The organism is Siphonobacter sp. BAB-5405 (genome assembly GCF_002872335.1).
In the GTDB taxonomy this organism is placed as follows: domain Bacteria; phylum Bacteroidota; class Bacteroidia; order Cytophagales; family Spirosomataceae; genus Siphonobacter.
In genome coordinates, this window is record NZ_NJAG01000007.1 from 1 (window position 1) to 24,403 (window position 24,403).

23 protein-coding genes are annotated in these 24,403 nt (G+C 47.8%); 11 read left to right on the forward strand and 12 right to left on the reverse strand.

Annotation, left to right across the window (positions count from 1 at the left end; all coding sequences use genetic code 11):
* Nucleotides 1-72: 72 nt before the first annotated feature.
* Together BWI97_RS06345 and hisS are read right to left on the reverse strand one after the other, a co-directional pair.
* A complete protein-coding gene (locus BWI97_RS06345; protein ID WP_102200413.1) occupies nt 73-1,491 on the reverse strand; it encodes a WG repeat-containing protein in 1,419 nt (472 codons plus the stop codon).
* 566 nt (nt 1,492-2,057) lie between these two features.
* Nucleotides 2,058-3,419, reverse strand: coding sequence for a histidine--tRNA ligase (hisS, locus tag BWI97_RS06350; RefSeq protein WP_102200754.1), 1,362 nt, complete (start codon nt 3,417-3,419; stop codon nt 2,058-2,060).
* A 257-nt stretch (nt 3,420-3,676) separates the two neighbouring features.
* Between hisS and BWI97_RS28040 the strand changes: the two genes are divergently transcribed.
* The gene (locus tag BWI97_RS28040) at nt 3,677-3,823 is read left to right on the forward strand and encodes a hypothetical protein (RefSeq protein ID WP_165795965.1); all 147 of its coding nucleotides are present in this window, start codon (nt 3,677-3,679) and stop codon (nt 3,821-3,823) included.
* 57 nt (nt 3,824-3,880) lie between these two features.
* Here the strand turns inward: BWI97_RS28040 and BWI97_RS06355 are convergent, their stop codons facing one another.
* On the reverse strand, nt 3,881-4,285 hold the full coding sequence (locus BWI97_RS06355; RefSeq protein WP_094811223.1) for a hypothetical protein: 405 nt from the start codon (nt 4,283-4,285) through the stop codon (nt 3,881-3,883).
* 167 nt (nt 4,286-4,452) lie between these two features.
* Here BWI97_RS06355 and BWI97_RS06360 point away from each other — a divergent pair, with 167 nt between their 5' ends.
* From BWI97_RS06360 to BWI97_RS06370, 3 genes are all read left to right on the forward strand, one after another.
* Entirely contained in the window at nt 4,453-5,229 is a 777-nt protein-coding gene (locus BWI97_RS06360) for a DUF1080 domain-containing protein (protein ID WP_094811221.1), read from the forward strand.
* Between the two features lie 160 nt (nt 5,230-5,389).
* Complete coding sequence (locus BWI97_RS06365; protein WP_094811219.1) at nt 5,390-6,154, forward strand: class I SAM-dependent methyltransferase; 765 nt, start codon at nt 5,390-5,392, stop codon at nt 6,152-6,154.
* Nucleotides 6,155-6,206: 52 nt separating this feature from the next.
* On the forward strand, nt 6,207-7,496 hold the full coding sequence (locus tag BWI97_RS06370) for an aminopeptidase P N-terminal domain-containing protein (RefSeq protein ID WP_102200414.1): 1,290 nt from the start codon (nt 6,207-6,209) through the stop codon (nt 7,494-7,496).
* A gap of 447 nt (nt 7,497-7,943) precedes the next feature.
* On the opposite strand, the gene BWI97_RS06375 is transcribed toward BWI97_RS06370, so the two are convergent.
* Nucleotides 7,944-8,468 carry a DUF1003 domain-containing protein gene (locus BWI97_RS06375; protein WP_102200415.1) on the reverse strand — a complete coding sequence of 175 codons (525 nt, stop codon included), beginning with the start codon at nt 8,466-8,468 and terminating at the stop codon, nt 7,944-7,946.
* A gap of 43 nt (nt 8,469-8,511) precedes the next feature.
* Nucleotides 8,512-9,990 (reverse strand): D-alanyl-D-alanine carboxypeptidase/D-alanyl-D-alanine-endopeptidase, encoded by a 1,479-nt coding sequence (gene dacB, locus BWI97_RS06380; protein WP_102200416.1) that lies wholly within the window; start codon nt 9,988-9,990, stop codon nt 8,512-8,514.
* 294 nt (nt 9,991-10,284) lie between these two features.
* Here dacB and BWI97_RS06385 point away from each other — a divergent pair, with 294 nt between their 5' ends.
* From BWI97_RS06385 to BWI97_RS06405, 5 genes are all read left to right on the forward strand, one after another.
* Nucleotides 10,285-11,703 (forward strand): MBL fold metallo-hydrolase RNA specificity domain-containing protein, encoded by a 1,419-nt coding sequence (locus tag BWI97_RS06385; RefSeq protein WP_102200755.1) that lies wholly within the window; start codon nt 10,285-10,287, stop codon nt 11,701-11,703.
* A 150-nt stretch (nt 11,704-11,853) separates the two neighbouring features.
* Nucleotides 11,854-12,807, forward strand: coding sequence for an acetyl-CoA carboxylase carboxyltransferase subunit alpha (locus tag BWI97_RS06390; RefSeq protein WP_094811213.1), 954 nt, complete (start codon nt 11,854-11,856; stop codon nt 12,805-12,807).
* 65 nt (nt 12,808-12,872) lie between these two features.
* Entirely contained in the window at nt 12,873-13,484 is a 612-nt protein-coding gene (locus tag BWI97_RS06395; protein ID WP_102200417.1) for an HAD family phosphatase, read from the forward strand.
* Between the two features lie 36 nt (nt 13,485-13,520).
* Nucleotides 13,521-14,669, forward strand: a complete 1,149-nt coding sequence (locus tag BWI97_RS06400; RefSeq protein ID WP_102200418.1) for a site-2 protease family protein — start codon at nt 13,521-13,523, stop codon at nt 14,667-14,669.
* Between the two features lie 89 nt (nt 14,670-14,758).
* Nucleotides 14,759-15,322, forward strand: a complete 564-nt coding sequence (locus tag BWI97_RS06405) for a 1-acyl-sn-glycerol-3-phosphate acyltransferase (protein ID WP_102200419.1) — start codon at nt 14,759-14,761, stop codon at nt 15,320-15,322.
* Here BWI97_RS06405 and lpxB read toward each other — a convergent pair.
* Together lpxB and BWI97_RS06415 are read right to left on the reverse strand one after the other, a co-directional pair.
* Nucleotides 15,313-16,419: a lipid-A-disaccharide synthase gene (lpxB, locus tag BWI97_RS06410; protein WP_102200420.1), complete on the reverse strand. Its 1,107-nt coding sequence runs from the start codon at nt 16,417-16,419 to the stop codon at nt 15,313-15,315. The two genes, BWI97_RS06405 and lpxB, sit on opposite strands and share 10 nt — an antisense overlap.
* A 141-nt stretch (nt 16,420-16,560) precedes the next feature.
* Nucleotides 16,561-16,980: a 6-carboxytetrahydropterin synthase gene (locus BWI97_RS06415; protein WP_102200421.1), complete on the reverse strand. Its 420-nt coding sequence runs from the start codon at nt 16,978-16,980 to the stop codon at nt 16,561-16,563.
* A 352-nt stretch (nt 16,981-17,332) separates the two neighbouring features.
* On the opposite strand from BWI97_RS06415, the gene rfaD reads away from it, so the two are divergent.
* Together rfaD and nspC are read left to right on the forward strand one after the other, a co-directional pair.
* Nucleotides 17,333-18,298 (forward strand): ADP-glyceromanno-heptose 6-epimerase, encoded by a 966-nt coding sequence (rfaD, locus tag BWI97_RS06420; protein ID WP_102200422.1) that lies wholly within the window; start codon nt 17,333-17,335, stop codon nt 18,296-18,298.
* Between the two features lie 135 nt (nt 18,299-18,433).
* On the forward strand, nt 18,434-19,567 hold the full coding sequence (gene nspC / locus BWI97_RS06425; protein ID WP_102200756.1) for a carboxynorspermidine decarboxylase: 1,134 nt from the start codon (nt 18,434-18,436) through the stop codon (nt 19,565-19,567).
* A 31-nt stretch (nt 19,568-19,598) separates the two neighbouring features.
* Here nspC and BWI97_RS06430 read toward each other — a convergent pair whose 3' ends face one another.
* The 5 genes from BWI97_RS06430 to BWI97_RS06450 all read right to left on the reverse strand — a co-directional run bounded on the left by BWI97_RS06430 (nt 19,599) and on the right by BWI97_RS06450 (nt 24,292).
* Nucleotides 19,599-20,015, reverse strand: coding sequence for a hypothetical protein (locus BWI97_RS06430; protein WP_102200423.1), 417 nt, complete (start codon nt 20,013-20,015; stop codon nt 19,599-19,601).
* A 19-nt stretch (nt 20,016-20,034) separates the two neighbouring features.
* Nucleotides 20,035-20,394 carry a hypothetical protein gene (locus tag BWI97_RS06435; RefSeq protein WP_146010884.1) on the reverse strand — a complete coding sequence of 120 codons (360 nt, stop codon included), beginning with the start codon at nt 20,392-20,394 and terminating at the stop codon, nt 20,035-20,037.
* A 143-nt stretch (nt 20,395-20,537) separates the two neighbouring features.
* A complete protein-coding gene (hslV, locus tag BWI97_RS06440; RefSeq protein WP_094811199.1) occupies nt 20,538-21,083 on the reverse strand; it encodes an ATP-dependent protease subunit HslV in 546 nt (181 codons plus the stop codon).
* Between the two features lie 160 nt (nt 21,084-21,243).
* Nucleotides 21,244-22,914, reverse strand: a complete 1,671-nt coding sequence (locus BWI97_RS06445) for a pyruvate dehydrogenase complex dihydrolipoamide acetyltransferase (protein ID WP_102200425.1) — start codon at nt 22,912-22,914, stop codon at nt 21,244-21,246.
* A gap of 259 nt (nt 22,915-23,173) precedes the next feature.
* A complete protein-coding gene (locus BWI97_RS06450; protein WP_102200426.1) occupies nt 23,174-24,292 on the reverse strand; it encodes an acyl-CoA desaturase in 1,119 nt (372 codons plus the stop codon).
* Nucleotides 24,293-24,403 lie beyond the last annotated feature (111 nt).

The following is a 24,403-nucleotide window of genomic DNA, read 5'->3' on the forward strand; positions in this document are numbered from 1 at the left end:
CTGAGTTAGAGTAGAAAGCCTCTTCCTCAAAGACGTGATCAATAGTCAGCATCCGTTTAAATTCGTACACTCCTACAATTTACGAGTGAATAGCTTTTCTTGACTTGCGTAACTCTTTCTCGTTTTAAAGAAATAAACCAGGTGCAGCAATAGCATCGTCCCTATTCCTAGTACATACACAATGTTATTAAAACCCTGTTCAAGTTTAGTATGGTTTTTATCAATGGTAAAGTGTCTGAAGAATGTTTTAACCGTAGCTTTTCCATTTCTGAAATAGGTTCCGGAAATATATTGAGGAGAAGCAATCGTTTTACCACTTCTGCTCACGTAGCCAATTCGATTATCCTGTACCACGATAGCTACATCTTCGTAGAAAGGCGATACGTTATCAAATGTAACGGGCACGACAATTTTACCTGTGGAATCCACCACGCCTTTTTTAGTCCCTTCCTGTACAATGGAATAATCGTCTTTAATTGAAAGAATGGAGTCTGCTTTTAAAGGGTAGATAAACTCATTATTTTTCTGAAGTAAGCCCCATTTATTATTTTTCTTCGCCCAAATTTTCGAAGAAGGTGTATGGATGAAATCCTGATAGTGAGGTTTTATTACTTCCTTTCCCGCGATCACATCAACATAACCATACTTATTATGCAGTTTGGTTTTATATAACCCATTCCAGTGGGTTGAAGCAGAGGTGTCAATCAGATCATAGGATAACTTTAATGTTAACTCAGCCTTTTCACCCAAAAGCCCATACTTCCCATTTTTTGCAACTACCTGCTTTGCATTCCAGTCGCCGGGTAGCTCAATAAAATCATAGACTTCAGGGATGAGGTATTCACCCTTGTGATTAATAAAATTATACTGTTGATAATCTAAACGTACATGACAGGTACCATTTTGAAAATTTGATGAATGATAGGGACTAAATTCTTTCTCAAAGACTCTTCGATTGTTAGCATCAACAAAATATCCTTTGTTATACGTACTATCAACGACGTAGACTAATCCTTCTCTAAAATACCAGACATCTCTATATACTAAAGGGATAACTAAATGCCCCGATCTATCTATTAAACCCATCCGGGTCGGCTCCAACAGGAAATCAAATCTCCCATCGTGATCAGGATTTCGCTGGACTACTCTTGCAAAACCATCTCTAAACGCCGAAATATCATCGTAGGGTTGCCTGGAAAGCCTCACGCCTTCTTTAGTATGCAAATAGGTCAGATAGCCTTTTTTAAAGTAAATCGTATCATTCGTTTTCCGAATGACTGGCATGTTGATAATCTTTTTGCAGATAAACAGATCGTCACTTGCGTAAACCTCGTCATACTGATTAGCCCAATCGGGCAGATTAATAACTCTTTTCCGTTGAGGTATATCATTCGTGGATGATGATTGGTATTTTGTCGTTTGACTATAGCTATACGTTGCCATAGCAAGCAATAAAAATAGAATTCGCATGAATTTAGAAGGCTGTACCATAATCAATCATCGGGTTTATTCTAATTAATTACATCAATTGTTTCGCTGAATCGCTAGTCAACTTAGTGAATAATTACCTATAAATTATACCTATCCTGAACTGCATTTAAAATTGGCAGTGCATCAGAAATGTATATAAAATAAAATCAACCTCATGCTGGAATAAACTTCAGCAGCCGAGCTCATAATTAATCGACTTATGTCTTAGCAAACCTTTTCTATCAGACTATCACCGAAATCGAGCGTTTACCCAGATAATTCCATTCATTTTCCTGCTTCTAGACCTCCTTGTACGACGTAAAGGTCTTTTTCAACATCATTTACGCACCTTTGCCCAGCGTTTTGTTTTCCGCTTAGAGTCGTAACCTAGCCGCCTGACTCAAACTTGATTTGAGACGAATAGTTTGCCCTTATCTGAATAGCGTCGCTAGCTCCGGTAAAGCCCGAGACTAGCCAGGGTTTGTTACTTTAATCCTTTCTTCCAAAGCATAGAAAGAATGACGGTATTCGCCTAAAAAAAGAGGGCATCTCCTTTCGGAAATGCCCTCTTTCAGTATCAAGTGCTTTTACTTCAGTGCATCAATTAAGGCCTCAGCGGTTACTTTCTGCTGCTCGCCCGTCGTCATATTTTTCAGCGTTAACTGACCAGAGGCGATTTCCTCTGAACCAATGAGTACCACGAAGGGAATTTTCTTTCGGTCGGCGTAATCGAGCTGCTTTTTGAGCTTGGACGACTCCGGATACAACTCGGCGTTGATGCCGGCTTGCCGGACTTTTTGTAACAACGGCAGCGAATAGGTTTCGCCCGCAGCATCGAAATTAGCAAAGAGTACCTTCGTCGTTACGCTCTGATTTTCCGGGAAAAGCTGTAGTTCTTCCATCACGTCGTAAATCCGATCCACGCCCAGTGAAATCCCTACTCCCGACAGGTTGGGCACCCCAAACGCCGCCGTCAGGTTATCATACCGACCACCACCAGAAATACTACCGATCTGCACGCCGCCTGCTTTCACCTCAAAAATGGCTCCAGTGTAATAGCTAAGTCCACGGGCCAGCGTAATATCCAGTTGGATTTTTTTGTCCGAAATTCCCATCGTCCGAATCATCCGCCAGAGCGTTTCCAGCTCCTGCACGCCCTTCATGCCTACCTGCGAATTCTGTAACCAGTCTTTCAGGTTCTCGAAAGTTTCGCGATTCGAAGTCATCGGGGCAAACAGCGGTTGTAGCTTCTTAATGGAGGCATCCGAAAGGCCTTTCTCGCTTAGCTCCTCCTCTACCTTTTCCTTCCCGACTTTATCAAGTTTGTCGATGGCTACAAACAGAGCAGCTTCTTTACCGGCCACCCCAATTACCTCGGCAATCCCGCTGAGAATCTTCCGGTTATTGATTTTGATCGTGAAATCGTTAATCGACAATCCGGCGAAAATTTCGTGTAACATTGCTACGATTTCCGTTTCGCACAACAGGGAATCCGTACCTACAATATCCGCATCGCACTGATAGAATTCGCGGTACCGGCCTTTCTGGGGCCGATCCGCCCGCCAAACGGGTTGCAACTGGTAGCGTTTAAAGGGAAACGTCAGCTCTCCCCGGTTCATCACGACATAGCGGGCAAACGGTACGGTGAGATCGTAGCGAAGCCCTTTTTCGGCGATTTTAGGCGTCAGTTTTTTGTATCCTTCCTCCACATCAGCCGTTTCAATTTTATCCAGGAAATTACCGGAATTCAGGACTTTGAAGAGTAACTGATCCCCTTCTTCACCGTATTTACCCATCAGTACCGACAGGTTTTCCAGCGTGGGCGTTTCGAGGGGTTGAAATCCATATTTCTGGAACGTGCGGCGGATGGTATCGAAAATGAAGTTTCGTTTCACCATTTGCTCCGGACCGAAGTCACGGGTGCCGCGGGGTAAGCTTGGTTTTTGTATACTCATGATCTATGTTTCACAGGAGTGGGGATTTGCTCTCCTGAAGGGCTCTGGTTCATTTTAGACCACAAAAATAGCATTCAAAGCCCGAAGCGAGGGGGATTCATTTAAAATTCCTTTATTTTTAAACGCCCCATTACTTGATTTGTGCGGAAAAACAAGTAGTTTTGCGGTTCATTTTGAGGTTCTGAGTATGAGTATCTGGTATTCCTGGATTACTCGAATCGGTGACCAGTCATACCAAACTGAACAAAATCATGGGTGTATCACAACTGAAGCGTAAAGACCGCAGAAACAAGTCTATCGCTAACAACCGCATCACTACGATCAAACGCCTCTCACTGAAGCCGACGATCAAGAAAGTAGATGTTGAAGCCATCAAAGCTTCTTTCGAACAGAAATAATTGGCAGTTCGGGCATTCTTGCCTATTCTGCCTTTCTATTGATGCATTGAAACCCCGCTAAATGGATTTAGCGGGGTTTTCTTTTTCCTTCTCTTTGTGGGATTTCTCCTCTTTAGGCTTTTGCTTTTTAGCCGCCGCTTCTTTCCGATGAGCCAGCTCCCGGCGATTTTTCCGAAAAAACCGACGCATTTCCTTCCGCGTATCTACCCGTACCCGCATTTGCAGGGCATTGCCGTACATAATCATTCCGCCAACCACGAGGGCAATCGCGTAAATGCCCAGAAGAAACCAGCGATTAAAGACTTCGTTGGTGGACTCTAGCCATACGGCTTTCGCCAGCACAATGATGCCGTACACAAATACAATCAGGCTCACAATCGATAACAGCGTGGATTTGGTCTGCAAACTCATGCGTTTAACGATCTTCCGGCCCGGAGCTTTTTTATATTCAACAATTTTCATAGTTCGTACAGGTTCTTTAAAATACAACCCTGAAAAGAGCCGTATAGTTTGGGGGGTGAAGTACTAGAATTACGCTAAAAAATCCTTTTTTTTCAAAAAGTAGCTGTACACCCGCTAACATCACGTAATTTTCAGTCGCAATCTTACTTTCAAATTTGATATTACCAATGCAGATCGCTCAAAAGCTAACTCTCACGCTGTGCTTATCAGTCGCAGCACTGGGCTTTACCTCGGCTCAGGACCAACGAGCTGTCAAGAAAAACTATCTCGTTAAACCGGAAGAAACGGAATTCTGGGATCCCGAAATCCCAACGGTTACGCCCGGTCAGTCCTATGGCCTGCCCCCCTCGGATGCCATCATTCTCTTTGATGGTAAAAACCTCGACAACTGGGTTACCGTAAAAGACGGCAGTCCTGCCAAATGGGAAGTGAAAGACGGAGCCTTCTCGGTGGTGAAAGGAGCGGGTAACATTTCAACCAAGCAGGATTTCCAGGATTATCAATTGCACATCGAGTGGCGTTCGCCCAATGAGCCTGAGACGCTGAAGAGTCAGGGTAAAGGGAACAGCGGTATTTTCATGCAGGGTATGTACGAAGTACAGGTACTCAACAGCTACAAGAACCGATCGTACCGTAACGGTCAGGCCGGATCGATCTACAAACAAACGCCCCCGATGATCAACCCCATTCGTCCGATGGGTGAATGGAATACGTACGATATCATCTATACGGCTCCCCGCTTTAACCAGAATGGTGGTGTGGAAACGCCTCCGTACGTAACGGTTATTTTCAACGGAGTCATCGTTCAGAACCATACCAAGATTCAGGGTTCAACGGAGTACATCGGTGCTCCGAAAAACGTTCCCCACGGTAAAGGCCCAATCAGTTTACAGGACCACGGCAATGCGGTAAGCTTCCGTAACGTCTGGATTCGCGAACTGTAAGCGACTACCGCGGACAACCTTGAGAGGACAGATTATAGAGAATAGGCATTAGATTCTGGAAAGTCAGCGTCTGATGGCTCTGCTCTATAATCTGTCCTCTTCGATTTAAATCTGTCCGCCGCCGTTTATCTTTGTCGCTTATTCCGTAATCTTTACTCCAGTGAAGCGTCTCATTTCCTTTATTCTTCGTACGGTTCCCCGGCCCGTTTTGCAACGGGTGAGTTATATTCCCCTGAAAATCACGGCGTTTTTCCTGAAAGGTACCGATAAAGAATGTCCCGTTTGTGGCCAGACGTTTCGGCGGTTTCTCCCCTACGGCCGTTTGCAGTCGCGGGCCAATGCCCTGTGTCCCAACTGCCTGGCTCTGGAACGGCATCGGCTGATGTACCTGTATCTACAGGAACGAACCGACTTTTTCAAAGGGAAAAAACGGGTACTGCACGTCGCTCCGGAGCACTGCTTCATGGAACGCTTCGAGAAAATACACGGTGAAGGATACATCACCGCCGACATCGAAAGTCCGCTGGCGAAAGTCAAAATGGACATTCACCAGATTCCTTTCCCTGACAATAGCTTTGATGTTGCGTTTTGTAATCACGTGCTCGAACACGTGGACGACTATCATCAGGCAACCCGCGAACTACACCGCGTGCTGAAACCCGGCGGCTGGGCGATTATCCAGTCACCGCAGGACTGGTCGAAACCGCATACGTTCGAAGATCCTACCATCACCGACCCGAAAGAACGGGAACGTATTTTCTGGCAAAATGACCACCTCCGCCTGTTCGGACAGGATTATGGTCAGGAGCTAGCCAAGGGTGGATTCAAGGTTACTGAAGACCGCTTTGTATTGGAAATGCCTCGCGAACGGGTAGAACGGTACGCCCTGCCGAGTAAGGAGATTATTTATTATTGTCAGAAGTAAACTTTAGACTACCCCGGGTATCCGTATCATACCCGTAAACAACCTGAAAAGTATGAAGTACCATCCGATTCCGAATACTCTATTTGCCAAGAACCGGCAACGGCTTAGTACCCTGCTGAAGCCCAAGTCGATCGCCATTCTTCATTCCAATGACGTACTACCGACCAACGCCGATGGTACGTTGCGGTTCCGTCAGAACAATGATCTCTTTTACGTATCGGGTATCGATCAGGAAGAAAGTATCGTCGTACTGTTTCCGGATGCTCCCGACGAAAAACACCGTGAGATTCTGTTCCTGCGGGAAACGAACGAACACATTGCCGTTTGGGAAGGCTACAAATACACCAAAGAACACGCTCGGGAAGTATCGGGCATTCAGACCGTATACTGGACCCGGCAATTCGACAGCATTCTCCGCACGCTCATTTTCGAAGCCGAACATATTTACCTGAATACCAATGAACATACGCGGGCTGACATCATCGTGGAAAGCCGCGATGCCCGATTCATCAAGCAGTATCAGGAACGCTTCCCTTTACACCAATTCGAGCGGCTGGCTCCGCTGATGCACAATCTGCGGGCCATCAAACAAAGCGAAGAAATTCCCTTGTTGCAGGAAGCCATGCGGATTACGGAAGACGGCTTCCGTCGTTTGCTGAAGTTTGTCAAACCGGGTGTTTGGGAGTACGAAATCGAGGCTGAACTCCTGCACGAATTTGTTCGCCAACGCTCGAAAGGGTTTGCGTACGAACCCATCATTGCGACGGGAGCGAATGCCTGCGTATTGCACTACCTCTCCAATGACCAGCAGTGCCAGGCCGGCGAAGTCATTCTGCTGGACGTGGCAGCCGAATACGCCAATTACAACGCCGACCTGACTCGCTCGATCCCCGTATCGGGCCGTTACACGCCCCGGCAACGGGAGGTATACGAGGCGGTACACCGCGTGATGAAGGAAGCAACGGCTATGCTCGTACCCGGTAACTTATGGGATGAGTACCACAAGGAAGTCGGCAAGATCATGGAAAGCGAGCTGAAAGGCCTCGGACTCATCACCCAGCACGATATTGACCACCAGGACCCCGACTGGCCCGCGTACAAAAAGTACTTCATGCACGGCACTTCCCACTTCCTCGGACTGGACGTGCACGATGTAGGCAGCAAATACCGACGCTTCGAAGCGGGCATGGTATTCACCTGTGAGCCAGGCATTTATATTCCGGAAGAAAAACTGGGTATTCGTCTGGAAAACAATATCTTGATTACCGAAACGGGTAATATTGATATGATGGCAAACATTCCAGTGGACGCCGATGAAATTGAAGCGTTGATGAACGCTTAACCAAAAAAGGGAGCCGAAACGCTCCCTTTTTTGATGTTTTCCAGGGGTGCAACCCCTGGCTATTGGTATTGAACCCGGAACGTGATCTACCATTCAGATTCCTGTTCATCCTTCGGGTAAGTACCCAACCCCGGAGAGGGATTCAATATTCATAAACCTGTATGCAATGTGGGGTACCGCAATCGATCAAACGTATCCGTAGTTCCAACCCGGTAGGCACAGCCTACCCACTCAAAAAGTCCGTAGCGAATGCTACGGACAACCCGCCCCGTTGATACTATCGAATTACATACAGTGACGTTCTATGAGAGACTAGGTGTTGAAATTTCCCACTGGTGCAGGTTTCTTAACCTGCACCCGTTTCTCCTTACTTCATCACACCCTTCCCTACCGAAGACTCAACTCCAAGAAGTTCAACAAACAGAGCTTCGTTGCCATGTGGGCGTGCTATGCACCTTTCTTACTCTGCATTTCCTTCCGCATCTCCAGCACTTCTTCCAGCAGACAATTCATTTTCTCATGCAACTGCTGAATTTCAATTTCCGCTTTCAAATTAATGGCGTAATCGTTGCGGGCCCGTTCGCGGTCCTTGGCTTCCTGCCGATTCTGACTCATCATAATAATGGGTGCCTGAATAGCTGCCAGGCAGGACAAAATCAGATTGAGCAAAATGAAGGGATACGGATCAAACGGTTTTTGCCACAAAAACAGGCTGTTGACGATAATCCAGAGCAAAAGAAAGCTCATAAATCCAATGATAAACTTCCAGCTTCCCCCAAATTCGGCCACGCGGTCAGCCATTTTGTTGCCCCAGCTTTCTTCGCTTTCCGCTTCCGTAGCCGCTACCGTTTGCGTAATCAGCGACTCATCCCCTAGCGTTTGCTGTACCAGTTGCTGCATCTCCAGCAATCGCTGATTCGAGGCAGCATCTGTCAGTTTCCAGTTCTGTAAATGCCGATGCGACTTATTCATCTTATTAATTTTTAACGTTACTATATCGTTTTAATAACCAATACTATAAATCAACCATTTGTACCATTAGCTTTTCCAACTCACGATAGGCACTACCAAAATCAGAATCATACTGTTGCAGATTCAGAGCAAAGGCGTACTGTTCCCCGTTTTTACCAGTGAAATAGCCCGCATAGGCACGGGAGCCGCCAATACTTCCACTTTTGGCCCGTACGTTATCAGCGGCTCGGGTGCCCCTACCCAGATTCTTAACGGTACCGTTTTTTCCAAAAATAGCAATCGTTGAATAAAAGACCGGGAAGTACGGCTCACGGGCTGCAGAGGCTAGAATTTCGGTCATGTTATCCAGGGTAAGTACACTTTGAGGAGAGAGACCGCTGCCATCCTTGATGCGAAAACCGGGTAGTTTCAGTCCTTTGGCTTTCCAGACGTCCTGTAAAGCCCGCACCCCTTCTTCGGTGGTATTGCCATAATTGAGAGCGACCCCAACCGTTTTCAGAAAAGCTTCGGCGTATAAATTGATACTCTGAAAGTTACACTCCGTGATTAAGTCTTTCAGTACGGGTGACTGTACGACACTCAGGGTATCCCGTGTAGCCGGTCGGGCATTTGTACGCAGGTAGTCAAACGCCGTTGTGGGCTCCTGACCCGTCATGATTCCGTTTTCTGCCAACAAATCCCGTAGCGACTGGGCCGCGTACAGGCCCGGATGGGCAATGCTGCCGGATACGCCAAATTCCTTCGGACCTTTGGGTACAAATCCATCCAAAAAATACTGCGTCCCCAGCGGTGACGTATAGATATTAACCTGATCACCTGTTTTGGCAGCATCCGTCCGTACCCGGTTGATGAGCGTGTAGCGGGGCAGTGCAGGCTCCGTTCGCAGCAGAGCGGCCGAATCGCCTACCTGACTACCGGGCTTAAATACGGCCCGGAATTTGTTTTCATTCACATTCAATCCGCTCACCCCCGCCCCGTAGTAGTTGCCCAGATCATCCCAGGGCCAACCGCCGGGTATCGTATTTTCGTCGAAAAGCGTACCGTCACCAATAACCTGACCCGTCACGTAGCGGATGCTTTTAGCCTGGAGAGCGGTCATCCAGCTTTTCAGGAGTTCAGAGAGTGTAGGCGTACTTTTAAATCGACCACTGCCCAGCGAGGGATCGCCGGAGCCGCGAATCCAGAGGTTTCCCAGCAGCGTATCATTGCGGAGGATGCCGTCGGTTTCGAGCGTGGTGGTATACGTATAGTTTTCATTCAGTACCGCCAGTGCCGTAGCCGTAGTGATAAGCTTCATCGTTGAGGCCGGTGGTACGGACTTGCGATGCTGATAAGCCAGCACGGTTTCACCCGTACGCGTCGACTTGATACAGGCGGATACGAAGCCGTGTTGCATGAAAAAACTGGTTTGGAGTGAATCCAAATGGCGGATGAGAGCATCACGTACAAGCGTATCGGGTTTCTGAGCAAAGGTCTGGGAAGAAAAAAACAGCGATAAAAGCAGAAAATAGATGCGATTCATTGGTGTTTGACAAGGAGTAGGATGCTCAACTTCGTAATTCTTTTGGTAGCTTTGCCTGATTTGCTAGCAACTAACTAAGAAGCCACAGGTGTAGACCGACACGAATGTACACCGCTTTTCCGCCTGAAAACAGGGTACGCCCTATGAAATCTTACCCAAAGATGCTTCAGGCAGCAAGCGGAATTCCTTCTCCGATTTAAAACCCTCCATCCCACCATCGGGACACCGCCCTCTGAGGAGTCAGCGGTGGAAGGTTCGGCAAAAACTGGATCGCTGTGGCTGTATGATGATACGATGAAACTAACTTTTTGGGGTGCAGCCCGGCAGGTGACGGGCAGTATGTATTTACTGGAGCTGGAGGATAATTACCGAATTCTGATTGATTGTGGTACCAATATGGAGCGAAATCTGGAAGAGGAGGAAGAAAATAAGCCCTTGTTCCCCTTTGACGCTTCAAGCCTGAATCTGGTGTTGCTCACCCACGCTCACATCGACCATTCCGGGAATATACCCAATCTATACCGCGACGGCTACGAAGGTCAGGTCTTGTGTACGACCCCTACCTACGAGCTTTCCCGACTGCTGTTAATGGATGCGGCTCACCTGAACCAGAAGAAACTGCAACGGGCCACGGGCGATTCCAACAAAAAGAAGAAACGGATGGCCCGCCTCGAAAAAAAGGGCGATCTGTACCTGGACAAACAGGTCGATGACTCCCTGGAAAACTTCGTTACCATCGCGTTTAATCAGAAATTCCAGGTTACGGACAACCTGTGGCTGACCTTCATTCCGGCAGGTCACCTGCTGGGAGCGGCTCACATCATTCTGGAAACGAAAGAAAACGGAGAGAAAAAATCGATTTGCTTTTCGGGTGATCTGGGGCGTAAAAATTATCCCCTGCACGTCGAGCCCAGCCCCGTACCGCAGGTGGATTATCTGGTTTGTGAAAGCACCTACGGTAGCCGTTTACACGAAGATAACCGTTCCCCCGAGGAAGCTCTGGCCGATGTGATTCGCCGTACCTGCATCAATATTCCGGGGCGTCTGATTATTCCTGCTTTCTCAGTAGGCCGGACGCAGGCTTTACTCTTTACGCTGAATCGCCTGTATTCCGAGCAGGGTTTTAAACCGATTCGCGTATTTAGCGACAGCCCCTTGGCTCATTCGACGACGAAAGTTTACGATCGTCACAGCAAATTTCTCAATCCCGAATCGCAGGACTTTAAACAAAAGCACGGTCGTCTGTTCGATTTTCAGAACCTGACTTTTATCGAAAGTGAAAAGGCGAGTCGGGCCATCTCCAATCATAACGAACCCTGTATCATTATTTCAGCTTCGGGCATGGTTTCCGGTGGCCGGGTCGAACAACACGTGGCCGCCAACATCGGCAATCCGTACTGTACGATTCTGCTGGTAGGTTACGCCGCCGAAGATACGCTGGGCTGGCGATTGCTGAACGGACAGAATACGCTACGAATCAAGGACAACGAATACGCGGTTCAGGCAAAAATTGAAAAAATTGATGTCTTCAGTGGACACGGTGATCAGCAGGATCTCGTAAATTTTGTCAAACAACAATCGCCGCAGAAACTTAAAAAGATTTTTCTCATTCACGGCGAAGAAACCTCCATGCAAACCTTTGCCAATCGACTTAATGACGAAGGTTTCGACGATGTCCGGATTCCCCTGAAAGGAGAGAGTTTCGAATTATAAATCGTTTACTAAAGCGGAAAGAACGGCGAGGCATTCGTTACTCAAAATGCTAATTTCCACCGTAACCCCGCTTTTCTTATTACTTTTGTTGTGTTCTAACCTTTGGGTACGTGGCCAATGGCTCACGAATAAGAACTCAGAAACTTGTTTATGCGAACATTACTCGACTTTGAACGGCCCATTGCCGAACTCGAATCCCGAATTGACGAAATGAAACGGCTGGCCGCCGACAAAAACCTTGATGTTTCGGCAGCTACCGCAGTCTTAGAAAACCAGTTAGTAGATCTTAAGAAAGAGACGTTTCGTAACCTGACTCGCTGGCAGCGGGTACAAGTTTCGCGTCACCCCGATCGTCCGTATACGCAGGATTACCTGCACCGGATCTGTACGGATTTTATTGAAATCCATGGCGATCGTCAGGTTGCCGATGATAAGGCGATTGTGGGTGGTTTTGCGAATATCGATGGTCACCCCGTCATGATCATTGGTCAGCAGAAAGGCCGTAATACCAAAGAGCGGCAGTACCGCAACTTCGGTATGCCCAACCCCGAAGGCTATCGCAAGGCCCTGCGTCTGATGAAAATGGCAGAAAAATTCAACTGTCCCATCATTACGCTTATTGATACGCCCGGTGCGTTCCCCGGACTGGAAGCGGAAGAACGCGGACAGGGTGAAGCCATTGCCCGTAATCTTCGGGATATGTTCATGTTAACCGTACCCGTCATTTGTATCGTCATTGGCGAAGGAGCTTCCGGTGGAGCCCTGGGTATTGCCATTGGTGATCAGGTACTGATGCTGGAAAATACCTGGTATTCGGTGATCTCTCCGGAATCCTGCTCGTCGATCCTCTGGCGGAGCTGGGATTACAAGGAACAGGCCGCTGAAGCCCTCAAGCTTACCGCAACGGACATGAGTAGCAATGGACTGGTCGATGGAATCATTCCTGAACCCCTCGGCGGTGCTCACCTCGACCACGACCGGATGTCCGAAATTCTCAAAGGAGAAATCATCAACCGACTCATTGCCCTACAGGCTCTTTCACCCGAAGAACGGATCAATCAACGCATTGAGAAATTCTCAAAAATGGGCGTGTTTGTTGAGTAAGTTTTCGCGATCGGCTACCGTATTTCTGGTACGCCACGGGTAGACCGATCGCTATTCTTCTTCCTATGATTAAAAACCTCATTTTCGATATGGGGAATGTCATCATTGATATTGACGTTCCTCTCACCTATCGGGCGTTTGCCGAACTGGCGGGTATTTCTGAAGAAGAAGCCACGCGTCTGTTTCACGAAAAAGCGTTCTTCCATCAGTTTGAGATTGGAAAAATTAACGAAGCGGATTTTAAAGCGTTGCTTCGTAAAGAATTCAATAGCGACTGGTCGGACGAAACCATCGATACGGCCTGGTGTACGCTGTTGCTCGACATGCCCAAGGCCCGCCTCGATCGCATTCAGGAACTCCGTAAATCGTATCGCGTATTTCTGTTGAGTAATACGAATCCCATTCACGTTCGGGAAATCGTGAAGCGAGCCGCCGCCATGGGCTATGATTTCATGAGTCTCTTTGAAAAACCTTTTCTTTCGTACGAAATGGGTTTCATGAAACCCGATCCGGAATTTTACCGTCACGCCCTCCAGGAAGGGGGTGGCCTTTTGCCGGAAGAAAGTGTATTTATTGACGATAACGCTGATAATATTGAATCAGCTGCAACCGTTGGTATACAAACCATCTGGTTGAATCCGCTCGGCACCGTACTTGATAAATTACTCGATTACTAACCCGCCGGAGCCACATTTCTCGAAAGCCTTGACTGTATGAGCCGTACCCGGCGTCGTTTATATACCCAACTCATTTTATTTGTTCTAACCATTGTGACCACGACGATTGCGGGGGCAGAATGGACGAACGGAACTTCTCTTTTTTACGCCAATCCTCCCTTGACCCTTTCGGACATTCTGGGCGGACTGGCGTTTTCACTTCCTTTTCTGGCAGTACTGACTGTACATGAATTTGGCCATTATTTCACGGCTCGCCTCAACAAGGTTAAGGTTACACTACCCTACTACATTCCCCTCTGGCTCGGCCCTTTCACTACGATTGGTACTATGGGAGCATTTATCAAGCTCCGTAGCCGGGTCAAGACCAATATTCAGTACTTTGACATCGGCATAGCGGGACCGCTGGCGGGCTTTTTCGTGGCTTTGGGCCTACTTTGGTACGGCTTTACCCACTTACCACCACCGGATTATATCTTTACGGTACATCCTGAGTGGCGGCAGTTCGGCAGTAACTATGCCCAGTATGTGTATACCCCACAAGCCATGGAAGGCCGGGGGGCAGTAGGCCTGGGGGATAATCTTCTGTTTTGGTTTTTCAAGAAATACGTTGCCATTGGTACCGTACCGCACCAGTACGATCTGGTGAATTACCCCTTTTTGTTCGCGGGTTATCTATCCCTGTTTTTTACGGCTCTGAACTTGTTCCCCATCGGTCAGCTCGATGGTGGGCACATTTTGTACGGACTTGTGGGGCGTCGGGTTCACCAGATTATATCCCCGATTATCTTCGTGGGATTTCTGTTCTACGCAGGCCTGGGCTGGTTCCGGTACCAGGATTTTGTCGTGGCCGATACCAATGACTTTCTCATTCAGGCGGGATACCTGCTGGCTTATATCGGCATGTTGTTTCTGGCTCTAAGCCGGATTCACGACGATCGACTGATCGTCGTTGCCCTAGCTCTGGGTATTGTACTCAGTCAGCTGGTTCTTAGTTATTTCTTTCCGCAACTCGAAGGCTACCGGGGTTTTGTACCCTTTGCTTTCATGCTGGGACGATTCCTGGGTATTCACCATCCACCAGCCGATTACGAAGTTCCCATTGGCTGGCCCCGTCAGATTCTGGGCTGGTTTTCGCTGGCCGTTTTCGTGGTCTGTTTCAGTCCCCAACCCTTCGTAGTGTATTAAACTTCGGCTTAGGAAAGGATTTTTAGTAATTTTCCCGGGAAGTTAGTATTTCACTTCAACCAACCGAGAACCCTAAACTATAGACGCTGATGTTTCGTTGGCTCGCCGCAAGCCTTTTCCGTTTATCGGGCTGGAAAACTGCCGGTCCTTCTCCGAAAGCATTACCCAAGTTTGTACTCATGGTGGCTCCGCACGCCACTTCTACCGACTTCTTTGTCGGGGTTGGAGCACGGGCCGCCATTGATACCTGGATTTATTACTTAGGAAAAAAAGAGCTGTTCAAACCTGCTCCGGTCGCCTGGTTCATGAAGGCACTGGGTGGTTATCCCGTGGATCGAGGACGAACCAAAAACTTCGTCGACAGTGTAGTCGATCTGTTTAACAGCAAAAAGGAATTTCGGATTTGCATTACGCCGGAAGGGACTCGGGCTGATGTTACGGAGCTGAAAACGGGCTTTTACTACATGGCCTTGGGAGCGAACGTACCGATTGTATTCTGTGCCTTCGATTATGGTCGGAAACTGGTGTACTTTGACGAACCATTCTGGCCTACGGGCAACTGGGAGCAGGACAAAATCGTCATGGCCCGCTTTTTCGATACGGTACACGGAACGAAAAAATCCTGGATACGCAATTATCTGTCTCAGGCCTGATTTTTCAGGTACGCTACCATGCGGCGACCCGCTCGTTCGGAGGCTCCGGTTTCGCCCATTTTTTCGTGTAGATCCTGGTACTGACGCAGCATCTTCTCGCGACTCGTTCCCTGCACAATCTTTTGCAACTCCTGAGCGATCTGTTCGGTCGTTAGGTCGTGCTGAATCAATTCTTTGACGACTTCCTGATTGGCAATCAGATTCACCAGCGAAATATACGGCACGCGAATCAGGCGTTTGGCGATGTGATACGACAATCCGTTGGCCTCGTAGCAGACGACCTCCGGAACGTTAAACAGAGCGGTTTCCAGCGTTGCCGTACCCGAAGTAACCAGAGCCGCGTGAGCAACGGTCAGTAAATCGTAGGACGCATTGGTTACAAATGACACGTCCGATACGGAAGTTTCGTACAGCGTCTCGGACAAGTTGGAAACCTTAGCCACCACAAATTGATAGTCGGGGAACTGGTTTCGTACCGATAACATCTTCGGCAACACCCGGCGTACCTCTTCTACCCGACTGCCCGGCAATAAGGCAATGATCGGACGGGAATCGAGCCTGTTTTTTGTTTGGAAATCCGGATCGGGCGTAAAGGAATCAATGGCATCCAACAGCGGATTTCCTACGTAATCGACCTCGTAATCAAACTTCCGAAAAAAGTCCACTTCGAATGGAAAAATACAAAACATGCGATCCACTACCCGCTTGATCTTCAGTGCTCGTTTCTGATTCCAGGCCCATACTTTCGGGGAAATGTAGTAGAACGTCCGGATGCCGTGCTGTTTGGCAAAAGTCGCCATTCGCAGGTTAAATCCGGCGTAATCAATGAGAATCAGAACATCGGGTTGAAAGGCCAGAATCTGGGCTTTGCATTCCTTCATCTGCCGCCGGATCGTACTCAGATTTTTGGCCACCTCCCAAAAACCCATAAACGCCGAATCGCGGTAATGATGTAGTAATTCGGCTCCGGCCGCCTCCATATCTTCCCCACCCCAGCATTGGATAATCGCCGACGCATCGTGCTGACGAATGCCCTTAATCAGGTTTGATCCGTGTAAATCACCCGAGCGTTCGCCGGCAATGAGGAAGTACTTCATTTAGTTGACAGTTTTCAATTTCTAGTTTTCAGTTTGGAACTTACCGTTTTCAGTAAAACTACGTACTCACTATTGAATGGAATTGGCCCATTACAGTAGCTAAATTACTGAAAACGGTAAACTGCAAATTGAAAACTAGTTTTACCCGAAATACTCCACAAAATTCTTGGGTGTTTCGATGAGTTTCAGGCTGTGGAGCTGGCTGCGGCCCTGCGTGGATTCGGTGACGACGGGGGCCAGAATCTTCCAGATTTCCATGATGAATACTTCACAGGTCGGAATTTTATCCTTCAGAAAATCTACTTCCAGATTCAGATTCCGGTGATCGACCCGCTCGACAATCTGCTCCTTGACGATCTTGCCCAGCTGTTTCATGTCCATCACAAAACCCGTATCCGGATGCGGTGTGCCTTTGACCGTTACAATCAATTCGAAGTTATGTCCGTGATAGTACGGATTGGCACAGGGGCCGAATACTTCAAAGTTCTGTTCGTCGCTCCAACTCGGATTATAAACCCGGTGAGCCGCGTTAAAATGTTCTACTCTTGATACGTATACCATCGTTCAGTGTGTTCTAAAGCCTCGTTTCTATCCGTCACGGTGGGAACGACCTAGCACCGCTGAAAATAGACCGCAAAGGTACGCTTTTCTCAACGGATTTAATACGTAACCTCTTTTAATGATTCCACAGGACGGATTTCGTAGGTTTATACGTCAGCCAAGGTTAAATTTTGATGTTCATTTATAGGATACGTACTATTTTATCTTTTCATATACCGATACGCATTGCAGATATTATTAGATAAATACAATTTATTCATTAAATCTTGACTAGGTTTTCGTAGGGAGTCCTCCTACCTTTGTTTCCTTATATTTTACGCATCAGAAATCTCTCCATACCCTGCGAGTATCTATGATTATTGTTACCGGAGCTGCTGGCTTTATTGGAAGTAATCTTATCCAAAGGCTAAATCAGGATAAATTCAACTTTATCATCGCCGTTGATGATTTCTCGGATCCTGTCAAACGCAAAAATCTGGAAAATAAACAGATTCAGGAGTACGTTGATCGGGAGCATTTCTTCGACTGGCTCGATCAGAATTATCATGAAGTAGAGTTTATTTTTCATATTGGTGCCCGCACGGATACCACGGAATTTAACTACGAGATTTTTGATCATCTCAACGTTAATTATTCCAAGCAAATCTGGCGTAAATGCGTAGCCTACCAAATTCCTTTGGTATACGCTTCGTCTGCCGCTACCTACGGACTGGGTGAATTAGGCTACGAGGACAACGAAACGTTAATCCCTCAGCTTAAGCCTCTTAACCCCTACGGAGATTCTAAAAATCAATTTGATATCTGGGCGTTAGAGCAGGAAGAAAAACCCTTCTTCTGGGCGGGTTTGAAATTCTTCAACGTATACGGCCCTAACGAGTATCACAAAGGCCGCATGGCTTCGGTGATTATGCACGCTCACCGGCAGATTAAGGCTACGGGACAGATGAAGCTTTTCCGTTCGCATAACCCTGAGTTCAAGGATGGCGAACAAATGCGGGATTTTGTGTACGTGAAAGATGTAGTAGAAGTTTGCCTCTTTCTGATGTACAGCCGCAAGCATTCGGGGATTTACAACCTCGGTAGTGGAAAAGCCCGTACCTTCCTGGATCTGGTGACGAACACGTTCAAAGCCATGAACCTGGAACCCCAGATTGATTTCATTGATACGCCCATCGACATTCGCGATACGTACCAGTACTTCACGGAAGCAGCCATGAGTAAACTTCGTTCCATTGGTTATGAAAAGCCCTTCCACACGCTGGAAGAAGGCGTTGCCGATTACGTAGGGAATTATCTGGCGAGCGAACGTTACGTATAAAACGACTCAATACTTTTAAGTCGACGCCTGGAGAACTTTCTTCAGGCGTTATTTTTTATAGAGGTTTACAAAAACTTAATACTCCGATTGAACGACGGCGGTTCGATTACTCAACGTCTGATTTATTTTTGCGGTATGAACTATGATCTGATCCCTTCTCCCTGTTTTGTACTGGAAGAAGCCAAATTAAAGCGTAACCTGGAGTTGCTTCGCTACGTGCAGCAGCAGGCCGGGGTAGAAATCATTTGTGCCCTGAAAGGCTTTTCGATGTTTAGTACGTTCCCGATGCTTCGGAATTACCTAGCCGGAGCCACGGCCAGTAGTATCAACGAAGCCCGGCTTATCAACGAAGAATGGGGAACAAAAGCCCACTCTTACGTACCCGCCATTCGGGAAGATGAAATTGAAGAACTACTCGAACGCTCGACGCATCTGACCTTTAATTCCTGGCGTCAATTCGAAAAATTTGGCAAACAGGCGGCAGCAGCTGGTGTTTCTGTAGGCATTCGTATCAATCCGCAGTATTCCGAAGTCACCACGGATTTGTACAATCCCTGCGTGCCGGGTTCGCGTTTAGGCGTGATTCGTGCCGTACTTCCGGATCAGCTTCCGGCCGAAATTGAAGGGCTACACTTTCATACCCTTTGCGAGAACGATTCGCATACGCTGGAGCGGACGCTCGTACACGTCGAGCAACGGTTCGGTGATTTACTTCAGCAGGTTAAATGGCTCAATATGGGCGGCGGCCATCTCATTACGCGGGCCGATTACGATCCAGAGCATTTGATTTCGGTATTAAAAGCGTTTAAGGCCAAGTTTCCACACTTGAAGATTATCATGGAGCCGGGTTCAGCCGTGGGCTGGCAAACGGGTGTACTGGTTTCAACCGTACTCGATGTAGTGGATGCTCAGGGAATCAATGTGGCCATGTTGGATACATCCTTTTCGGCTCACATGCCCGACACCCTGGAAATGCCCTACAAGCCGCGGATCATCGGGGCTCATCAGGACCCCGTGGCCGGTAAACCTACCTACCGCATGGGTGGCAGTACCTGTCTGGCCGGTGATTACATGGGTGATTACAGTTTCGACGCGGATTTGCAGGAAGGCGACACGATCGTTTTTGACGATATGATTCACTACACCATGGTGAAAACGACGACCTTCAACGGCGTGAATTTACCCAGCATTGGTATCTGGAAAGAGAACGGCACCTTTGAACTCGTTCGCAGCTACGGCTACGAAAGCTACAAGGACCGACTTTCCTAATCGTGATAAAAGGGGCTTGAAAGCCCCTTTTTTATTGAATTCGAATGAACCACAGCGAACAGCCTTCCTGACAAATTGGATCGAGCCGTAAGGTATCATTTCGCACCCGATAGCCGTGCCGGTTCCCGCCGTATTGTGCACTCGTATCAGCGGGTGATCGATGAAGGTAGAGGTATTCACGGTTGATAGTATAGCTACGAACCGACGCGTAATTTCTCAATTCAACGCCCGTAGCTACCACGGTGGAATCCTTTTGAAAACGTAAGGTTTGGGGAGGATTCAGTGGAATTTTGTGGGTATACGGTTTTCCATTCCAATCCCCTCGTTCGACCAGCAACCACTTTCCTACAATGCCTTCTCCAGTCGCTCGTTCGATTCCTTCCAGTGGGTCTTTCCGGCAGGCCGTTGCCAGGATCAGCAGGGTTATTGCGAGTACGTAGGTTTTCATAGCTTCCTGATTAAATAATTTATCGAATGCGTACGTAAGCCGAATGACAACCCTCCACACAGGGCGGTATAATCCATAGCGTATCCGGACTGAGTTTATAGGCAAATTTGTAAGACTGCTTATTCGTCAGTATCAGATGGGAATCATCCATCGAAAATTTTTGGGAAGGTACATTCCCTAAATTCAGCACGTTCTCATTGCGAGTAAACTCAATGATCTCTGCCGTATCGGCTGCTACGGGCACCGTATACAGGCGATCGCCCGGTGAATAGCTGTACTCAAACAGCCGCCATTTCCCGTAGATTCTTGCGTCGTACGCCTGCTCTTTTTCACAACCCATCAGGAGTGTGACCAATGCTAGTATTCCAACCTTTTTCATGAGTCATTCATTTTGTACAAGACCCCCTTCGTGAAAAGATCGTTGGAATGTTGTCGGATGAACTGGTATTTTTCTAGGATAGCTAAACAAAAAATGCCAGCTTCCGCTGGCATTTTTCAAACCTTTATACTGCACAAGTACGTTTATCCTACTTTTTCCACCACCAGGTTATGGTTCGTGTAAATACAGATGTCAGCGGCAATGTGCAGACTTTCGCGTACCATTTCTTCAGCTGATAAATTGGTCGCGTGTTTCTTCAATGCAATGGCTGCTGCCTGAGCAAAGTTGGAGCCGGAACCGATGGCAGCAATACCATTTTCGGGTTCCAGTACATCACCCGTACCGGAGATGATGAGAATCTCCTCCGAATTAGCAACGATCAGCATGGCTTCCAGCTTTCGGAGGTAGCGATCCGTACGCCAGTCTTTCGCCAGCTCAATGGCGGCCCGCTTCATATTCTGACCGTAGGCGTTGAGCTTTTCCTCAAAGCGTTCAATCAGAGTGAATGCATCGGCCGTACTACCCGCGAATCCAGCGACAATTTTTCCGCCCGACAATTTCCGGATTTTTCGAACGTTGGCTTTAGCTACCGTATTTCCCATGGTAGCCTGCCCATCAGCACCCACTACCACTTCGCCATTATGTACGACGCCCAGTACGGTTGTCGAGTGAATTTCTGCTTCTTTCATTGCTTATTCATGGTTAAAAAAGCGGCCCCGAATCCAAATCCGGGGCCGCTTTATGCGATAGTTGACCGTTTCAAGTTTTCCGTTTGCAGGTATGATCGACTGCAACTGTTGCTAGCAATAGCTCCTGACTGAAAACGGAAAACCCTAAACTGAAAACTCATTATACCAGCATCCGCATCGGATCTTCGAGGAGTTGCTTGAACGTTTGCAGGAAGGCTGCTCCCGTTGCTCCGTCAACCGATCGGTGATCGCAGGCTAGCGTTACTTTCATGATGTTAGTAGCGTAGAACTCACCGGCATCATTCACCGCTACGGTTTTCTTGATTCCGCCTACGGCCAGAATACAGGAGTCCGGAGAGTTGATGATCGGATTGAATTCTTCAACGCCGAACATGCCCAGGTTCGAGATACTGAAGGTAGAACCTTCCATATCTTTCGGCTGAAGCTTTTTGTTTTTGGCTTTTCCGGCGTAGTCTTTCACTTCGGTAGAAATCGTCGAAAGCGTTTTCTGATCGGAGTTGCGGATTACAGGTACCACCAGACCGTCTTCCACTGCTACCGCTACACCAATGTTGATGTACTTGTACCGACGGATTTTATCGCCCAGCCAGGAAGAATTCACGGCGGGGTGTTCCCGCAGAGCCAGAGCCGCGGCCTTGATGGTAAAGTCATTGAATGAAATTTTCGCGGGCGATATTTCATTCAACTGCGAACGCAGCTTGATGGCTTTGTCCATCGTAATTTCCATCGTCAGATAGAAGTGCGGAGCCGTGTACAGCGACTCAGACAAACGACGGGCGATGGTTTTACGCATTGACGAGACGGGCAGGTCTTCGTACTCACCCGCGGGCTCAGGAACCGCTACGGGTTTCTGTGGCTGAGCGGCCGGTTGGGCCGGTGCCGCCGCCGGAGCTGCTGCTGCTGGAGCCGAAGCTTCTTTCGCCGCTGGCGTAAAGGTATCGAGGTCTTTCTTCACGATGCGTCCGTTTTCACCGGAGCCCGTTACGTCAGAAAGGTTGATGCCTTTGTCTTTGGCAATGGATTTAGCTAACGGAGAGGCTTTGATACGGCCTTCGGCATCGCTGGATTGCGTTGCATCAGCCGCCTGTTCTTTCGAATCCTCAGCCGGAGCTTCGGCTTTGGTTTCTTCAGCCGCGGGAGCCGTTCCATTTTCAGCGTCGAGAATAGCCTGATAGTTGGCTCCTTCTTCGCCTACGATCGCAATGATCTGGTTGACCTTCGCCGCCTGACCTGCTTCCACGCCTACGTACAACAGCGTACCGTCTTCGTAGTTTTCCAGTTCCATCGTGGCTTTGTCGGTTTCGACTTCGGCCAGGATGTCGCCATTTTTAATTTTATCTCCTACGTTTTTGACCCAGTTGGCAATGACGCCTTCGGTCATCGTATCGCTCAGTAAGGGCATGCGGACCGCCGTCGCTTTGATGCTCGACAGATCCACTGCTTTACTTTCTGATTTTACAGGAGCGGCCGGAGCAGCGGGAGCCGGTTCAGCGGCCGGGGCTTCGGTTTTTTCCTCAGCCGGTGCGGAGCCATTGGCAGAGCCGCCATCGAGCAGAGACTGATAATCTTCTCCGGGTTTGCCTACCACAGCCAGTACTCCATTCACTTCTACAGCTTGCCCTTTGTCGGCAGCTACGTATAAAAGAGTACCATCTGCGTAGTTTTCCAGTTCCATCGTGGCTTTATCGGTTTCAACTTCGGCCAGGATATCTCCGGATTTAACGGTATCGCCCACTTTTTTGAGCCACTCAGCGATGACCCCTTCAGTCATCGTGTCACTCAAAAGGGGCATACGAATTACTTCTGCCATGTGTAAACTAACGGAAAGGGTTTAGGAACAGAATTGCGGGTCAAAAATACGTCTGATTCTCAGAATTCGGCACGTGGATCCGTTAAGTTTTCCAACATACTTGATTCTCAGGACGTTCCCCGCAACAAAATTATCTACGAGCTTAAAGCGATCTTTTGATTCAGCGTTTTGGGCTTCTTCAGCGAACTACCAGCGGCTATGAATGCCCAAAGAAAGCAAAAAAAGAGAGAAGTCAGGGGCTGATTTCTCTCTTTTTTCGTTAGGCCTGAACGGGAATCATCTTCATCCGCTGTACAGCGTAATCCTCCTTGCCGTATTTCCGCAGCACTCGATAGTGCGATTGCAGGGCGGTCCAGAAGGTTTTGTTTTCAATATACTGAATACCGTGGTCCGCGGCTGTCTCTTTTACAATCCTGGAAATTTCGGGATAGTGTATGTGACAGATTTTGGGGAACAAATGGTGTTCAATCTGGAAATTCAATCCACCACACAGGAAATAGGCTAGCGTACTGTTGCAGGAAAAGTTAGCCGTCGTCTGCATCTGATGTACAGCCCAGGATTCTTCAATATTGCCATCGCCATTAGGTTCAGGGAATTCGGTATGTTCAACGATGTGAGCCAGCTGAAACACTAAACCCAGTACCAGTCCTTCAAAGAAGTGCATAATCAGAAAACCAATGACGAATTGCCACCAGGTAATGGACAGCAGGCACAGAGGCAGTACAATGAACAGCGTATAATAAAACGCCTTAAAGAAAAATAAATTAAAGTACTCCTTCTTGGGATGAGCTCGGTTAGGCGTTTTGCCGATGTTCTGTTTGAAGAACTTAACGTAGTCTTTCCGTAGTACCCAGCTTAGCGAAGCCAGTCCGTACAGCAGGAAGGCGTAGATGTGCTGATATTTATGAACGGCATTGACCGGCTCATCTTCGTCGATACGTACGAGGCCGGGTGCAATCTCCAGATCTTCATCGTGTCCGGGAATGTTCGTGTACGTGTGATGAACAATATTGTGGGTGATACTCCAAACGTAGGGATTACCACCAATGAGGTTGAACGTCAAACCCAGCGTACGATTGAGCTTAGAACTCTCAGTAAACGAACCGTGTACGGCATCGTGACAGATATTAAAACCAATAAAGGCACAGGTCATTCCTAGGGCAATGGACAGCAGTAGCATTACCCAGGCGTTGAATTGATTGGAAATAATCAGGCCGTATAGAACCCAAAACAAAACCAGAAAAAAAATGGTTTTATTCCACATGGCCTGATTGGCGTGCTTGGAAATGTTGTTCTCTTCAAAGTAAGCGTCGACTCGCTGACGGGCATCAGCGAAGAAAGTAGATCGGCGTTTGTCGACAAAGCGAAGTTTTGACATTCAGAGTAATTTCAGGAGTAGATGAATAAAGCGAACCGTACGTTTTGCTTATAGAACTGTTAATAGTGGAGAAGGCAGTTCCTCAAACATACTAAGATTTAAACGAACTAT

Excerpts from the sequence above, each read along its gene's own strand:
- BWI97_RS06345 (WP_102200413.1), bottom strand. The coding sequence starts at position 1,491 with ATGGTACAGCCTTCTAAATTCATGCGAATTCTATTTTTATTGCTTGCT.
- BWI97_RS28040 (WP_165795965.1), top strand. The coding sequence starts at position 3,677 with ATGGGTGTATCACAACTGAAGCGTAAAGACCGCAGAAACAAGTCTATC.
- BWI97_RS06355 (WP_094811223.1), bottom strand. The coding sequence starts at position 4,285 with ATGAAAATTGTTGAATATAAAAAAGCTCCGGGCCGGAAGATCGTTAAA.
- BWI97_RS06360 (WP_094811221.1), top strand. The coding sequence starts at position 4,453 with ATGCAGATCGCTCAAAAGCTAACTCTCACGCTGTGCTTATCAGTCGCA.
- BWI97_RS06370 (WP_102200414.1), top strand. The coding sequence starts at position 6,207 with ATGAAGTACCATCCGATTCCGAATACTCTATTTGCCAAGAACCGGCAA.
- BWI97_RS06375 (WP_102200415.1), bottom strand. The coding sequence starts at position 8,468 with ATGAATAAGTCGCATCGGCATTTACAGAACTGGAAACTGACAGATGCT.
- dacB (WP_102200416.1), bottom strand. The coding sequence starts at position 9,990 with ATGAATCGCATCTATTTTCTGCTTTTATCGCTGTTTTTTTCTTCCCAG.
- BWI97_RS06385 (WP_102200755.1), top strand. The coding sequence starts at position 10,285 with ATGAAACTAACTTTTTGGGGTGCAGCCCGGCAGGTGACGGGCAGTATG.
- BWI97_RS06390 (WP_094811213.1), top strand. The coding sequence starts at position 11,854 with ATGCGAACATTACTCGACTTTGAACGGCCCATTGCCGAACTCGAATCC.
- BWI97_RS06395 (WP_102200417.1), top strand. The coding sequence starts at position 12,873 with ATGATTAAAAACCTCATTTTCGATATGGGGAATGTCATCATTGATATT.
- BWI97_RS06400 (WP_102200418.1), top strand. The coding sequence starts at position 13,521 with ATGAGCCGTACCCGGCGTCGTTTATATACCCAACTCATTTTATTTGTT.
- BWI97_RS06405 (WP_102200419.1), top strand. The coding sequence starts at position 14,759 with ATGTTTCGTTGGCTCGCCGCAAGCCTTTTCCGTTTATCGGGCTGGAAA.
- lpxB (WP_102200420.1), bottom strand. The coding sequence starts at position 16,419 with ATGAAGTACTTCCTCATTGCCGGCGAACGCTCGGGTGATTTACACGGA.
- BWI97_RS06415 (WP_102200421.1), bottom strand. The coding sequence starts at position 16,980 with ATGGTATACGTATCAAGAGTAGAACATTTTAACGCGGCTCACCGGGTT.
- rfaD (WP_102200422.1), top strand. The coding sequence starts at position 17,333 with ATGATTATTGTTACCGGAGCTGCTGGCTTTATTGGAAGTAATCTTATC.
- nspC (WP_102200756.1), top strand. The coding sequence starts at position 18,434 with ATGAACTATGATCTGATCCCTTCTCCCTGTTTTGTACTGGAAGAAGCC.
- BWI97_RS06430 (WP_102200423.1), bottom strand. The coding sequence starts at position 20,015 with ATGAAAACCTACGTACTCGCAATAACCCTGCTGATCCTGGCAACGGCC.
- BWI97_RS06435 (WP_146010884.1), bottom strand. The coding sequence starts at position 20,394 with ATGAAAAAGGTTGGAATACTAGCATTGGTCACACTCCTGATGGGTTGT.
- hslV (WP_094811199.1), bottom strand. The coding sequence starts at position 21,083 with ATGAAAGAAGCAGAAATTCACTCGACAACCGTACTGGGCGTCGTACAT.
- BWI97_RS06445 (WP_102200425.1), bottom strand. The coding sequence starts at position 22,914 with ATGGCAGAAGTAATTCGTATGCCCCTTTTGAGTGACACGATGACTGAA.
- BWI97_RS06450 (WP_102200426.1), bottom strand. The coding sequence starts at position 24,292 with ATGTCAAAACTTCGCTTTGTCGACAAACGCCGATCTACTTTCTTCGCT.